This is a genomic window from Pseudomonas sp. K8, from assembly GCF_014889455.1.
GTDB classification, from domain to species: Bacteria; Pseudomonadota; Gammaproteobacteria; order Pseudomonadales; family Pseudomonadaceae; genus Aquipseudomonas; species Aquipseudomonas veronii.
Genome location: NZ_VJWO01000004.1, coordinates 194,690 through 207,749 on the forward strand (window position 1 = coordinate 194,690; position 13,060 = coordinate 207,749).

The 13,060-nt window shown below is 60.4% G+C and carries 21 protein-coding genes; all 21 read right to left on the minus strand.

What is annotated here, in order from left to right; genetic code table 11:
- Positions 1-8: 8 nt before the first annotated feature.
- On the minus strand, positions 9-1,067 hold the full coding sequence (recA, locus tag INT12_RS05050; RefSeq protein WP_193058774.1) for a recombinase RecA: 1,059 nt from the start codon (positions 1,065-1,067) through the stop codon (positions 9-11).
- Between the two features lie 83 nt (positions 1,068-1,150).
- Positions 1,151-1,651, minus strand: coding sequence for a CinA family protein (locus INT12_RS05055; protein WP_017844660.1), 501 nt, complete (start codon positions 1,649-1,651; stop codon positions 1,151-1,153).
- A gap of 81 nt (positions 1,652-1,732) precedes the next feature.
- Positions 1,733-2,233, minus strand: a complete 501-nt coding sequence (locus INT12_RS05060; RefSeq protein ID WP_193040197.1) for a lysis system i-spanin subunit Rz — start codon at positions 2,231-2,233, stop codon at positions 1,733-1,735.
- Positions 2,221-2,778 (minus strand): glycoside hydrolase family 19 protein, encoded by a 558-nt coding sequence (locus INT12_RS05065; RefSeq protein WP_017844658.1) that lies wholly within the window; start codon positions 2,776-2,778, stop codon positions 2,221-2,223. Before INT12_RS05065 ends, INT12_RS05060 begins: the two co-directional genes overlap by 13 nt.
- Positions 2,779-2,800: 22 nt before the next feature.
- Positions 2,801-3,811: a contractile injection system protein, VgrG/Pvc8 family gene (locus INT12_RS05070; protein ID WP_193040196.1), complete on the minus strand. Its 1,011-nt coding sequence runs from the start codon at positions 3,809-3,811 to the stop codon at positions 2,801-2,803.
- A 12-nt stretch (positions 3,812-3,823) separates the two neighbouring features.
- Positions 3,824-4,036, minus strand: a complete 213-nt coding sequence (locus tag INT12_RS05075; protein WP_193040195.1) for a tail protein X — start codon at positions 4,034-4,036, stop codon at positions 3,824-3,826.
- Positions 4,029-4,412 (minus strand): phage tail protein, encoded by a 384-nt coding sequence (locus INT12_RS05080; protein WP_102617353.1) that lies wholly within the window; start codon positions 4,410-4,412, stop codon positions 4,029-4,031. Before INT12_RS05080 ends, INT12_RS05075 begins: the two co-directional genes overlap by 8 nt.
- Entirely contained in the window at positions 4,412-5,620 is a 1,209-nt protein-coding gene (locus INT12_RS05085; protein WP_193040194.1) for a hypothetical protein, read from the minus strand. Before INT12_RS05085 ends, INT12_RS05080 begins: the two co-directional genes overlap by 1 nt.
- A gap of 5 nt (positions 5,621-5,625) precedes the next feature.
- The gene (locus tag INT12_RS31625; RefSeq protein WP_260473885.1) at positions 5,626-5,751 is read right to left on the minus strand and encodes a hypothetical protein; all 126 of its coding nucleotides are present in this window, start codon (positions 5,749-5,751) and stop codon (positions 5,626-5,628) included.
- Positions 5,748-6,320, minus strand: a complete 573-nt coding sequence (locus tag INT12_RS05090; RefSeq protein ID WP_046384528.1) for a phage tail assembly protein — start codon at positions 6,318-6,320, stop codon at positions 5,748-5,750. Before INT12_RS05090 ends, INT12_RS31625 begins: the two co-directional genes overlap by 4 nt.
- A gap of 51 nt (positions 6,321-6,371) precedes the next feature.
- On the minus strand, positions 6,372-6,878 hold the full coding sequence (locus INT12_RS05095; RefSeq protein ID WP_017844651.1) for a phage major tail tube protein: 507 nt from the start codon (positions 6,876-6,878) through the stop codon (positions 6,372-6,374).
- Complete coding sequence (locus tag INT12_RS05100; RefSeq protein WP_193040193.1) at positions 6,878-8,044, minus strand: phage tail protein; 1,167 nt, start codon at positions 8,042-8,044, stop codon at positions 6,878-6,880. The genes INT12_RS05095 and INT12_RS05100 overlap by 1 nt, the downstream gene beginning before the upstream one ends.
- Positions 8,045-8,046: 2 nt before the next feature.
- Complete coding sequence (locus INT12_RS05105) at positions 8,047-8,220, minus strand: hypothetical protein (protein WP_177410562.1); 174 nt, start codon at positions 8,218-8,220, stop codon at positions 8,047-8,049.
- Between the two features lie 87 nt (positions 8,221-8,307).
- On the minus strand, positions 8,308-8,544 hold the full coding sequence (locus INT12_RS05110) for a tail fiber assembly protein (protein ID WP_104903827.1): 237 nt from the start codon (positions 8,542-8,544) through the stop codon (positions 8,308-8,310).
- A gap of 9 nt (positions 8,545-8,553) precedes the next feature.
- The gene (locus INT12_RS05115) at positions 8,554-9,300 is read right to left on the minus strand and encodes a hypothetical protein (protein ID WP_226925996.1); all 747 of its coding nucleotides are present in this window, start codon (positions 9,298-9,300) and stop codon (positions 8,554-8,556) included.
- Positions 9,301-9,388: 88 nt separating this feature from the next.
- Complete coding sequence (locus INT12_RS05120) at positions 9,389-9,922, minus strand: hypothetical protein (protein WP_193040191.1); 534 nt, start codon at positions 9,920-9,922, stop codon at positions 9,389-9,391.
- Positions 9,919-10,557 (minus strand): phage tail protein I, encoded by a 639-nt coding sequence (locus INT12_RS05125; RefSeq protein ID WP_046384531.1) that lies wholly within the window; start codon positions 10,555-10,557, stop codon positions 9,919-9,921. Before INT12_RS05125 ends, INT12_RS05120 begins: the two co-directional genes overlap by 4 nt.
- Positions 10,554-11,549, minus strand: a complete 996-nt coding sequence (locus tag INT12_RS05130) for a baseplate J/gp47 family protein (RefSeq protein ID WP_169883789.1) — start codon at positions 11,547-11,549, stop codon at positions 10,554-10,556. The genes INT12_RS05125 and INT12_RS05130 overlap by 4 nt, the downstream gene beginning before the upstream one ends.
- Positions 11,546-11,878 (minus strand): phage baseplate protein, encoded by a 333-nt coding sequence (locus tag INT12_RS05135; protein ID WP_017844644.1) that lies wholly within the window; start codon positions 11,876-11,878, stop codon positions 11,546-11,548. The genes INT12_RS05130 and INT12_RS05135 overlap by 4 nt, the downstream gene beginning before the upstream one ends.
- Before the next feature lie 9 nt (positions 11,879-11,887).
- Positions 11,888-12,499: a phage baseplate assembly protein V gene (locus tag INT12_RS05140; RefSeq protein WP_102617348.1), complete on the minus strand. Its 612-nt coding sequence runs from the start codon at positions 12,497-12,499 to the stop codon at positions 11,888-11,890.
- Positions 12,500-12,502: 3 nt separating this feature from the next.
- Positions 12,503-13,018 carry a hypothetical protein gene (locus INT12_RS05145; RefSeq protein ID WP_102617347.1) on the minus strand — a complete coding sequence of 172 codons (516 nt, stop codon included), beginning with the start codon at positions 13,016-13,018 and terminating at the stop codon, positions 12,503-12,505.
- Positions 13,019-13,060: the final 42 nt, after the last annotated feature.

A 13,060-nucleotide genomic window follows, 5' to 3' on the forward strand; every position in this document is an offset into this window, starting at 1 on the left:
CGTTTGGTTCAGACGTCAGTGTCGACTTCTTCCATTTCGTCAACCGGCGCACGGTTGGCTGCTGCTTTCACGTCCGGCGCGGGGGTCAGCAGCTTGTCGCGGATCTGCTTCTCAAGCGCGGCGGCGACGTCCGGGTTGTCCGCCAGGAACTTGGCCGAGTTGGCCTTGCCCTGACCGATCTTGCTGCCGTTGTAGGCATACCAGGCACCGGATTTCTCGACGAAACCGTGCAGCACGCCCAGGTCGATCATCTCGCCGTTCAGGTAGATACCCTTGCCGTAGAGAATCTGGAACTCAGCCTGACGGAATGGCGGGGCCACTTTGTTCTTAACGACTTTGACGCGGGGTTCGCTACCGACAACCTCGTCACCTTCCTTCACCGCGCCGGTACGGCGGATGTCCAGACGGACCGACGCGTAGAACTTCAGCGCGTTACCACCGGTGGTGGTTTCCGGGCTGCCGAACATGACGCCGATCTTCATCCGGATCTGGTTGATGAAGATCACCAGGCAGTTGGCGTTCTTGATGTTACCGGTGATTTTACGCAGCGCCTGGGACATCAGACGGGCCTGCAGGCCGACGTGCATGTCGCCCATTTCGCCTTCGATTTCAGCTTTTGGCACCAGGGCCGCCACGGAGTCGACCACGATCACATCGATGGCGTTGGAGCGCACCAGCATGTCGGTGATTTCCAGGGCTTGCTCACCGGTGTCCGGCTGGGAAACCAGCAGGTCGTCAACATTCACGCCCAGCTTGCCGGCGTATTCAGGGTCCAGGGCGTGCTCGGCGTCGACGAACGCGCAGGTCGCGCCCATCTTTTGCGCCTGGGCAATCACCGACAGCGTCAGGGTGGTTTTACCGGAAGATTCAGGACCGTAGATTTCAACGATACGGCCTTTTGGCAGGCCGCCAATGCCGAGCGCGATGTCCAGACCCAGAGAGCCAGTGGAAATAGCCGGGATCGCCTGACGGTCGTGATCGCCCATACGCATTACGGCACCCTTGCCGAATTGACGTTCGATCTGACCCAGGGCCGCAGCCAAGGCTTTCTTCTTGTTCTCGTCCATTAAAGTCCTCACGTAATCAATAAGGCCTGACGGCCAACACCTGTATAAGTAGACAGTATTGTTCCACAAAGATCGGAGATCGCCTACCCCTGATTTTCTATTTCTGCTGCAGCTCGTCGCAACAAGCCCTCTAGCGCGGCCTTTACCGTTTGTCGGCGGACCTCATCGCGGTTGCCGGGGAAGTGCTGGCGCTCGGCCGTGACCTCGTCACCCACGCCGAACGCCAGCCATACCGTGCCCACCGGTTTTTCCGGTGACCCGCCATCGGGCCCGGCCACGCCGCTGACCGCCACGGCAAAGCGCGCCAGGCTTTTTTCCTGGGCGCCCCTGACCATGGCCTCCACCACCTCGCGGCTGACCGCCCCCACTTTGCCGAACAGTGCCTCCGGCACATCCAACTGCCGAGTTTTCTGCCGGTTGGAATAGGTGACATATCCCGCCTCGAACCACGCCGAACTCCCCGGTATGCGCGTGATGGCTTCGGCGATGCCGCCGCCGGTACAGGACTCGGCGGTGGTGACGTGGGCATTGAGCACCTGTAGACGGCGACCCAGTTCAGCGGCCAGTTGGGTGATTTCTTTCACGGAGGTCTCCTGGAATGAGCGGGCATTGGCCTACCCTACATGAGCCCATCGGCCATGCAAGTTGCAGCGTGCATCAAGACACTAACGCACGATGGCCCGCACATATGCCTGACAGGCGCGCAAGGCGATCACGGCGTTATCCGCGTCGTCGGTGATGGCGATAATTCGCTGAGCATGCGCCGGGTCAAGTCGGGCTCGCGGGGCTGCATGAACCACGCCGCCGGCGGCGGTGGCGGCAGGCATTGCGCAACCACTGGCGCTGTCGCTGGCGTCGAGAAGGACTGACAACCGCACATCAGCAGTGGCCAGGCGATCACGCAGAGCGGCCTGATGACGTTGTGCATCGCTCAACTCCCGAGCATGTTGTTGGTCGATGGCGCTGAGTTGTTGCTCAAGCGCCAGCCGTTTGTCCTGCTGCGCCTGTTGCTGGCGCAAAGCTACCTGGCTTTGCTGGCTGAGCGCCTGCGCCTGGGCCGCCGATTGCGCCTCAAGCTGCGCGCCATAACGCCAGGCTTGCACCTGCCACACGAGCGCGCTCAACAGGCACGCGCCGATCAGACGCCAGGCCGCTAGGAAACGCATAGCACCGCCTTCGCACGCGTCCACAAGCGCAAACGCTCCTCCAGGCCGTTGAGCCCGCCGTTGATGCGTCGGGTGATGGTGGTGAACTGGTCGTTGTCCGCCAGTTCGTTCAGGCCGTTGCTGTGCCAGAACCAGGCGGCGGATTCGGCGGCCCATTGCGGCTGCTCCAACAGTTCCGGTTGCAGGAGCAGGCGCTCATCGCCAAACAGCGCTTGGCTGCAGATTAAATAGTTGCGACGCCCGGTGACCTGAATCAGCCCCCGGCCCCGATACTTCTGGCCGTCGCCATCCGCGTCGGCGGTGTTACCCAGGCGAACGGCCAGGGGGCCGGTGTCGTATTTGCTCAGGTATTGATCGCTGCCGAGTTCGCGGACGTAGCGCAATTCGCCGGATTCATGGCCGATCTGGGCGAGGCAGGCGGCGAGGCGTTTCGGATTGTCGATCGCGTAGCGAGCGAATGCCGCATTTAACGGGGATAGAAAAATGCCCGCGCTGAGGCGAGCGCCCGGCATGATGTAAAGAAGCTGGGGCAGTGTTATCAGCATGGTGCCTACTCCGTAAAAGGTACTACGCCGACAACCCGCCGGCCGTGACCGAACTGCGATAGCCCGTCACCGGGTCGCCGACATGCGTCACCTTGGTGATCGACCAGCGCCCCTGCATGTAGGAAGGCCAGGTGTCATCCAGCAGCAACAGCCCTTCGGCCGATAACAGCGGGTTCCCCGGACAATCGATCTGCAGCTTGAGGTCTTCACGGCCCACGCGGCGCAATTCACCCTCAGCCACCGCCCGCGCCTCGGCTTCGTTCTGGCAGCGCTGGCGCAAGGTCTTGAAGGGCGCAACCCCGACCTGAACCACCCGCTGCTTGCCCGCGGCGGCATCCCACCAGGTGACGCGGCTGCCCTGGTATTTGGCGCGCGAGGTTTCGTCGAGCTTGGCGGTGATGAATGCTTGATCGCCGGGGCGATTGTCCTCGGTGACCGACAGTTTCACGTCCGGCAGTTGCAGGCCGGAGAGTGACTTGACCTGCCCGGCCTCGGCGAGCACGTACAGTTCGTTGATCGGTTTGGTGACGGCGCCATAACGTTTGGCAAGGCGGGTGATGAACGCCATGTCGCTTTCATTGGATTGGTCGATGTGGGCAATCGCAATACCCTCCAGCGCCGGTGCCACCCGCGGCGAATAGCCGTGGCGGCTGACCAGTTGGCGAAACAGCGCGCCCAGGGTGATCGGTCCATAACTGGCGGATCGACGCTGGCGGTAACCACTGGCATCGCCCGCGCTGAAGGGCGCCGCGGTGGCGACGATCATCAAGCGCATGGGAAACAGCACCGGCGTGCGCTGGGTAATGACAAATTCGCCTTTTTCCACCAAGCCGGACTCTTGATAACCGACACGCAAACCGATCTTGCCACTCAGACTGGGCAGGCCCTCCAGGCCCTCGATGTTGAGCGTCAGTTCAAGGCGGTCGGACTCAAGGCCCGCCGCGTCGGTATGGCTCCAGTGCATCAGACGTTGATTGAGCAGCGCCGCGTTGGCGCCATAGAACTCCACAATGGGCGTAAATCCCTGAGCCATGTAGCCTCCTTCTTAATCCCACGCCGAAACGAGGCGCAACGCTGCCGGCCGCGAAGCCATTTCGGGTACGATCACCCACACGCCAGCCGGCAGCACCGGGCCGTATTCAGCAAGCGTGGGGTTCAAGCGCCAGAGGGTTTCTTCCGCGGCGTCATCGCAACGCCCCAGCTCGCGGTAGAGCAGCAGGTTGACCGAATAACCGGCAATACTTCGCACTCTACGCATTGATGAATTCCTCCAATTCAAGGCTCCAGGTCATGAGCATGGCGGTACCGTCATCGATCACGTTGCTTTGGGTTTCCATCACCGAATTGATCCGCCACAGGCCCCAGTTGCGGCCGATGCCATCCACCAGAGGCAGCGGCACGCGTTGATTTTGCAGGGCGCGCAACTCGTCCAGGCGTTGCATGCCCACGCCGTACATCGCCGTGCCGCTGAAGGTGAGTTTTTCCAGCTTCTGGCCGTTCTGCCGCGACTGCGGTTTGCTCGCGATAATCGCCAGGTCAGCCCAGCCGCCGTCGCTGTTACGGGTCAGCGAGGAATAGGCAAACCCACGGGCGAGCCCAAAAATAAAATCGCCCAGCACCATCTGTTGTCGCATCAATCACCTCCTGGATCGGCCAGTGCCGCATTGCGCCGAACCCCGAGGGTGTCGGAGAGCATCGGCAGGCATTGGAATTGCAGAGCCTGGATCACCTGATTGACCACCTGCTGGGCATCGGCGGGGTTGACGCCGGTGATCTGGATGCTGGGGGCCAGGGTGACTTGCACATTGTCCGTGCATGCGCTGTTGAGTTCCTTGCTGACGGCATTGGGTGCGGGCAGGCGGTCAGCGGGGCTGAACAGTTTGTCCCCAAGCCAAGCGCCCGCTTCACTGCCGAGCAAGCCGCCGATTGCGCCGCCTACAGCCGTGCCGATGCCAGGCAAAACCAGGGTGCCAATGGCCGCGCCGGCAGAGGCGCCGGCCCAGGCACCACCGGCCGTAGACAGGCCGGTGGTGACTGCTTTTGCGTCGCCATCGCGTATGCCCTGGATCACATTGATGGCGGTGTCGGCATACTTCAACGGGCCGAGGCCACGGGGGACGGGCAACTCCCGCCACCGCGTCGACTTGGCGGTCTTTTTCGCGGAAGTCTTTTTCCCGCCAGAACGCTCATAGCCAGGCGGCAAGATGATGCTCGGGGTAACGGCGCCACGAAGAGACTCGCCGCGGCAGCAGCAGTCCTTGTCGTTGTCCTTGTCCTTGTCTTTGTCTTTGTCTTTGTCTTTGTCTTTGTCTTTGTCTTTGTCGTCTTTAAGCCACTTGCCGGCTTTGGGAAACTTTTGCGCCAGTGCATCGATGGCCTTGCCCGAGACCCTGCTCTTGGCCGTATCCCACAAACTCGAGCCCACATCCTTGGCAATGGTCTTCGCCGCATCGGCCCCGAACTGCAGGCTTTTGTCGACCCAGGAGTCGGCGGCCGGCGGCGGCTCCCTGGGTTGACTGTTCTGCGCCTGCGAGACGGTCTCGACCGTCCTGAGCGCCAGTGAATCACTGGTAATGAATAATGTGCTGTTGAGCGTTTCCAACGTCTCGCGCAACCGCACTTGCTCAAGGGTCAATGCGTTGATATCCAGGCTCACCGTGACCAGCGCCAGGCCGAGTTCCGACGATGGCTGCGGTTCGGCATCCAGGCTGGAAGGCCCGACAAAACTATCAGGAAGGGGGGTCAGCACACTGTTGAGTGTCGCCTCGTTGGACAGGGCCGCAAAGGTCATCCAGCGCTTGTCTTCTTCGGCGAGCCTGATCTCGTATTGAGTCTCTTGCATCCCGCTTACTCCTGTTTAACGCCAAGGCGATTGATCGCGATGTCGTAGCGGCGCAGTGCTTTTCCGGCGTCCCAGTCGAGGATTTCCGCTTCATTGACCGAGTAAATCAGCGGCACCACGTCGAGGATCACTTCGATGTCGCGCTCCGAAAGAAGTCCGCCGGTTTGTTTAAAAAATCATCGATGCGCTCCTGCAATTCCGTCCAGTCAGGCACGGTCAGGCCAGCCAGGTCGGGGATCATCAGGCCGGTGCAGTGGGCGGTGATGAACTCGGCGCGCTCTTTGTTGGTGGCGAGTTTTTTCATCACTTTGGTCGCGCGCAGGGCGGGCATTTCCAGGGGCAGCTCGGTCCAGGTGCGGCCGGCCGCGTCGAGGGGCAACAGCAGGTGGACGGGCTGGTCGTGGGTCGCAGCTTCGGGCGCTTGCAGGAAGAATGACGCCGGGCGCGTCGACATCTCATGTACGTATTGGGCGATGCTCACGTAGTCCGGGCGCTTGAGTTGGTCGAGCTCTTTTTCCGACAGGCCGGTGGCGAGTTTCGCCAGTTCGAAGAACTGGTCGTCCTCGTCATCACCGGCCCGGGCCAGCGCGTCTTTTTGCGCGGCGTAGTACAGCGGTTTGAGTTGCACCTGCTCGATCGTCGCGCCGGTGTCGGCGGTGATCGGGGCCAGCAGGAGGTGCAGCGGTGGCATCCAGGCCATGAGGCAATTCCTTGGTCAAGTATGGGGGCGAGCGAACCCGCCCCCGAGGGGTTACGGCATCAACACCGCGCGGCGGGCGTCGCCCAGAATATCGACGCCGTTGAGGACGAACTTCTGGGTACGCACGTCGATGTCGATCACCGAAATGCCGTTTTCCAGGCGGTTATAGGTGCGGCAGGACAACTCCAGCGTGGTGGTGGCCTTCTCGCCCATCTTCAGCTTTGCCTCCTCCAGGGATTTGAGCTTGCCGCCCACGGTGTGGTAGGTGAAGTAGGTCTTGCCGTCCTGGTCCTGGCCGGCTTCACGCACGTTCAGCAGAATGTCGTCCCCCATCCGCACGCCCAGGGCCAGCATGATTTCCGGGCCGGCGCCTTGCAGGATCAGCTTGGCGTTGAGCACTTTGCCGCTCTTGGCCATTTCCTCGGCAATGAAGCGCCCGCCGGACATGGACTCCATGTCGAACTCGATCTTCGGCGGGGTGAACTCTTCCACGGTCGCGGACAGCGGCAGGCCTTGGAGGGTGGCCGCAATGGCCTGTCTGACTCGGTTGGTAAACATTAGAGAACGTCCTCCAGGAACTGCTCGATGATTTCATCGCGGGCGTTGAGTTGATAAATCATGTGTTCATTGGGCGCATAGCGGCCGTAGTCGATAACGATGAACCAGGTGCCGTTCTTGTACTTCTCGACACTGTTCAACTCCGGGTGCAGGTACACACTGCCACCGGGGATGGTTTCGTCGGCGACCAGGGTTTGCAGCCAATCGTTGATGCGCTTGACCTCCTGGTCCATGAAGGACTTGGTGAGGTTCTTGGCCATGGCCTTCTGGCCGGCCTTGACCAGCTTGCGGCTGATGGCGTCTTCCAGGCCGACGTAGCTGATGAACTTGCCGGTGATTGAGCGGTTACCCAGCAGCGAAAAACCGCCGAGGATGGTGCGGGCGTAGTAGCTCACGCCGTAGCGGTTGAGCAGGTCGCCTTCGGTGGACGTGTCGAGAATGTTGTACTCGACCACGCGGGAAACGTCCTCGGCGAAGGTCACCTGATTACCCGGGCTTTCCCACTGCTTGACCTTGGCCAGTGCTGCGATGGCCAGGGACGACGGCGAAAGAAACACGTTCTTCTTCGCGGCCTTGGAGTACACCGACGGCATGTTGTGTACCAGCAGGCAGCGGTCGAAACCGAGATCGGCACCGCCCAGTTCACCACTGTAGGTCACCTGATCGGCAACAGAAGCGTCCTTGCCATCCAGCACCACACGGGCCTTGATGCGCTTGCCGAAGGCGGCGAACTCGCTCGCCACGGCCTTGGTGCCGGTGAAGCCTGGGGCGCCGATGATGGTCAGATCTTCCGCCACACTGCTCAGGGCCGCCAGGCCAAGTTTGCGCCCGGTGACCGGTTCGTTACCGCCGATCACATGGTTGATCGTGTCAGCCGGGGTTGCGCCCTCCTCCACGATCACCACGTAGACCGGTACCTTGACCACTTTGAGGATCTGGTACACCGCCTGAAACAGCGTGCCCGCCTCACTGCCGGTAGGGTCCAGCAGCGCCTGGGTGGTGAAGCTGTTGATGCGGAACGGGGCGTTTTTCGGGATCGACGCGTGGGCATTCGGCGCGGTGCCGACCAGGCCGATGACGTTGTCGCCAAGGCCGCCCATGGCCTCGGGGGACTCAGTTGCGTTCACAGTGATGCCGTTGTGCTCGAAGTTCAAAACCTCAGCCATGATTATTCAGCCTTCTTGGGGGTGGTATTGAGGACGCTGGTCAGTTCCAAGCGGCCAGCGGTGCGCAGGGCGGATGCTTCGACGTCCAGCAGTTCCAGTTCCTGGCCGGCGGTGGACCAATGGCCGGCGCCGGTGGGGAATGGGATTAGGACGGTGTAGGTTTGGCGGTTAGGCATGGTGGGAAAATCTCCGGGTGTAGAACGCCAAAGCCCCTGCGGGAGGGGCTTTGGGGGGGGCGAAAAAAAACCGCTTTCGCGGTTGGTTTATTTGAGAAACTCAGGCTTGGGGGGCCATACAACGGCGTCAGGATCGCCTCCCTGATCAGGAATATCTCTCAAGCCCTGCCGGTACGCCAGGAAGGCCGATTTATTTTTATCCTGCATTGGATAATCGGGCATAGCCGCATAGTCACTGGCAGACAAATCCTGATCACGAGCACTACGAATGACCTGCCACTTAATAAGTGGATGAAGTTCTGAAGGTACAAAAACAGGTTTCATAAAATATCCTTAGCTCAAAGCCAACATAGTTCCCCAATCACCTGGATTGGTTACCACACCCGTGCATGCTCCCGCCAACATCACCTCAATGACACCGGAAGATGAAGTTCGCATAGGATGAAGATGATAATAAGCACCAAATAGTTCTGTCGGGGCAACGACCGTCGAACACCAGCGCCACTTACCTTTTTCAGCACCGACACTCCAAGCGCCGGTAACACTGCCTTCCAACACCCGAACGAAAGCACCGAGCGTTATATAAGAATTTAGAGGAACCGCACGCGTACCATTGGAAAGCGCGGTGTCAACAGTATAAGGAAATGCTAACCACGGGCTAACCCCAGAGGCTGCCCACTTCATTTGCCAGACATTCACAACGGTCCGCCAGTATTCACTCGCCCTAATATCAAACGTTGGAAACTGTTCGCGAATATCTGCTTGGACTTTTAGCATAAAATCTACATCCGCTTGCGGACGCCCGGTAGCTTGCGATTCAGTCGTAATTGAGCGCAGCTTAGTGCAGGCAACCTCGCCATGAATCCCCCAACCATCAATCAAGGTAGCATCAGCATTAGGGTACAAGTTAAAATTCTTCGTAACTGCCAACCGTGGCAATTTACGCTTGAGATCTAAAAGCTGCGAATCGTATGCCAATCGAGCATTAGCGATTGCCTCATCTATCTCGTCAATTTTCCCAGTAACCACACCGGCCAGATTATTAGCCGCACTGACGACGGCAGCAAGCTGTTGTTCCATACTCAAAATTATAACTCCTTAAGTTTTGTATCCAGAGCACCAAAAAACTCAGCCATTAATTCGGATAAGTCCCAAGACTAATGGAACCCTATACTTTTCGCTCACCTTCAATTACACGAAACAACAAACCGACACCTCGCGCCATATTATCGATACTCGCTGCCGATAGTGCCGCCAACTCCTCAGCCAGCAACACATTCAGGTTTTCACTCCCCACCACAATCGTCACGCTCTCCGCCGGCAACGGCGAAACATCCAACGTGAACTTCTGCAGCACCCGAGCCGCCGCCGCTTTATACGTCAGCAACTTCCCAGCGACGGAATACACCGCCAACAACGTCCCACTGGCGAGGTAAAAACCGAACTCACCAATCTCATACTCGCCATCGCCATCGAACAGCGCGGCCATCCTGAGTTGGCGCTCGCCCAATTCCTCGTAATCCACAATCGCCACCCGCTGGCGCTCGTCACGCAAGGCCACTTCCGTGCCGTCTGGGTTGTAGCGGCCGGTGCCGGCGCCGATGTGGGTGATTTCGCCTTTCAAGCCCTGGTTCTTTGCCTGCAGCACTTCATCCAAACCCTTGGAGGTGAAGCGCACCAGGCGCGTAATGTCATCTGTCATGGCTGCGCCCTGAGGTCGTAGTCGTTAATGGTGTAGTGCCGGGCAACGCCGGCACTGTTAAGTCGAGCGCCCAAGGCAAGTTCGGGTAACGCGCCTTGCAGGCTTAACTCGCTGTCGTTAAACGGGGCGTGGACAATCGCGGTCAGGCCAAGGCGTGCTTGTGTCTGGTGAACCACGGTAATCGTCGCCTGGTCGCGCTCGCTCTTCGCGGCGTTGATACGGCGGATCAATCGGTTATGGTCACCGCTGGACCAACTGCGTCCGATGATCGCCTGCACATCGAAGGTGTAAGGCACGCCCTGCGGCCGCTGTTGATACCAGGCGCTGATGTTGGGGCTGAAACCCAGCGACTCCACCGCATAACTCAAAGCCTTGGGCGTGCCGGCCTGGCGCTGGATCTGCCAGGACAAGCCCACGGTGAGGCGCTTTTCCGTTTCGCTGGCATCCGCGTCCCATTCGCTGACGCCTCGGTCGGCGGCCAGGTAAGGAAGGAATTCGGAGGGTGTTTGCAGCGGGTTCATCAAGGCCGGAAACGGCGGCATGATCCGCTCGAGCAACCTGCCAAACCCCAGGTCCAACGCTTTCTCCAGCGGTGAGCTATTGGCGGGCAACAGACTCGGTTTGGGCTCACTCATAGCGTGCGTACCTCCACCTCGACACCCGTGCAATACGGCGCCTGGAACGCCGAGCAGACAATCGGTGCCAGCGGTTCAAGGATTTGCAGCTGCGCCGCTCCGGCGCTGTGGATGGCGTAGTCGATCCAGCTCGGGTCTACGCGCCCTTCCAGGCGGTGACAGGATTCGGCGTAGGTTTGCAGCAAGTGTTGCGCGGCCACTTGGGTCAGGCCCGAGTCCGGGCCGGCGTTGATCTTGGCCACCACGCGAATCTTGTAGCGTTGGATCTGCGCACTTTGGACAGTGACGAGATCAGTTTCCGGCCGTACATCGGGGCGTGCGAAATGTCTGCGCACGCCGTCAAGCAAATCGGCGGAAGCGCTTCCATCGCCGTCCCTGGACAGCACCGTCACCATCACCTCACCGGGGGCGGTGCGTCGGCCGCTGCCATCCTTGACCTGAGCCGCATAACCATCCGGGTCGAAGGTATAGGTGACCGTGACCACACCCGGTGTCGCGCTTTCTACATTGACCGCAGGTCGTTCGCCGAGGGTGAACACCTCGCGGCGATACTGCATGCGAGAACCCGCCGCCGGCGCGTGGGGCGCCAAGTAATAGCGCAAGCGGGCGTCGTCGTCGCTTTCCAGTGTCGGCGGCACCGGCGGGAAGGCCGCTGGGTCGCCGGGGTCCAGCACCTGGCGCTCCAGGCCCATATCGGCCAGGCGTGCGTCGAGGTTACTGCCGGTGGCCCACCACGCCAGCATCTGCTTGATGCGTGCGTTGTACTGGCGTTCGTGGGTTTGCAGACGCACGCAAAACGCTTCCAGGGCCAGACTCAGCAGTTCGCTTTCGTTATCGAGGCTGACCTTGAGTTTGGCGGCACTTTGTGGCGCGCGGGCGGCGACGTAGTCGATGACGAACGCCTTGAATTGCGCCAGCAACGGCTCGAACGCGTCGACGGCAATGATGGCCGGCTCCGCCAGTTGGTTCTGGCCAGGGATCAGCATGCTCATGTCATGACCTCGAAGGATTGTTGGCGGTTTTTCCACGTGCCGGCAAACCGCAGCAACAGACCGGCGCCCTGGCGACTGGCGACGATGACCTGGGGTTGAAAGTCGGCGATGCCGTTCTCGACGTTGTAGAACGCTTTGGCGGCGTGGCTTTGGGCGAGGATCAAGAGGTCGTCGCCGAGGTTCTGCCCGAGCAGTTGGGGGATCAGCGAGCCGTACAACGGGCGCTTCTGGCGAGTGCCCACGGGGGTGGTCAGCGCTCGGGTGGCACGCTGTACGAATTGCAGCCAGTCATCGACCGCTGCCCCGGTATTCCTATCGATTCCGATCATGGCAAATCCTTATGCGGTGCTGATCACGCGGCCTTGGTGATCCACCAGCGGGCCGCTCAAATGCACGCCGCCGGCATCCAGCAGCACACCGACGGCGCCGAGTTGCAAGGTGATGTGCTTGGCGCTCATCTGCAGCGTGGCAGCGCCGACCTTCGCCTCGACCTGTTCGCGGGAACCGCTGAACACGGTGGGCCCGTTGGTCCAGTTGAATGTGTGGCTGGCGTCGTCATAGTCACTTTGCGTCCCGTCCTGGTGGCGGCGCCGGGTCAACGATGCAACGCTGGAGACCGGCGGAAACAGGCTACTGTTGAGGCCGAAAAGCGCTACCGACTGTGCAGCGCCTTCCCCACCGCCATAGTTGAGCAACAAACATTGCTCGCCCACTGACGGGATGCGCGTTTCGGTCTGCGCGCCCGCGCTGGGGTTGAAAAAACCAATTGCCGGGGTAAGCAAATCGCCGTGGCTGACGATGCAGGTATTGCTGGCGGCGTCGACCTGCTGGCATATGCCGATCCGACAAAAGCTTTCAGCGCGTCGGTACAGGTCTTCGAGCTGGGCCTCCATTTCCGCCAGGCGCTCGACGATCGGTCCCAGTTGCATGCGTAACAAAGCATCGAACATGGACTACTCCTGCAAAGGTCGGTATTGGTCAGGATCGTCGATATTCGAGACTTCCCACCTGCAGGCAAACAGCGGTTTTCCGGTGGGATCTTCGAGTATCGGCGGGCCGAGGTAGATGTTTTGGGTGAAGGACACTGTCCAACTGTCGTAGTCGGTTTCGGCACTGCCCTGTAGGCTCGGCGCCGCGACGATGGCGCTTGGCAGGTCACACTGGTCCGACGGCAGGCCCCAGCGATTATCGAGGGCCAAATCCATCAATTGACTGGCCAGGTCGCAGGCGTCGTAAGGCGCCGAACCACTGACAACCCTGGCCATGAGTGACACCGACAGTGCATGGGCCTTACGTCCTTCAAGGGATCGAACGCCGGGGCCGTTGCGTTCCACGGTAATCAGCACGCCGGTTTTATCCCCGGTGCCCTGGAAGTCCTGGTGGTTGCCCACACGCAATTGTGGGAAGGCGCCCTTGAGCGCTTCGCCAATTGCGATGGGCAGTTGGGAAGGTTTTTCAATAGATGTCATCAGTCGCGTCCTTGCAGCGGTTACTGCTGATCCGGGCGGGAG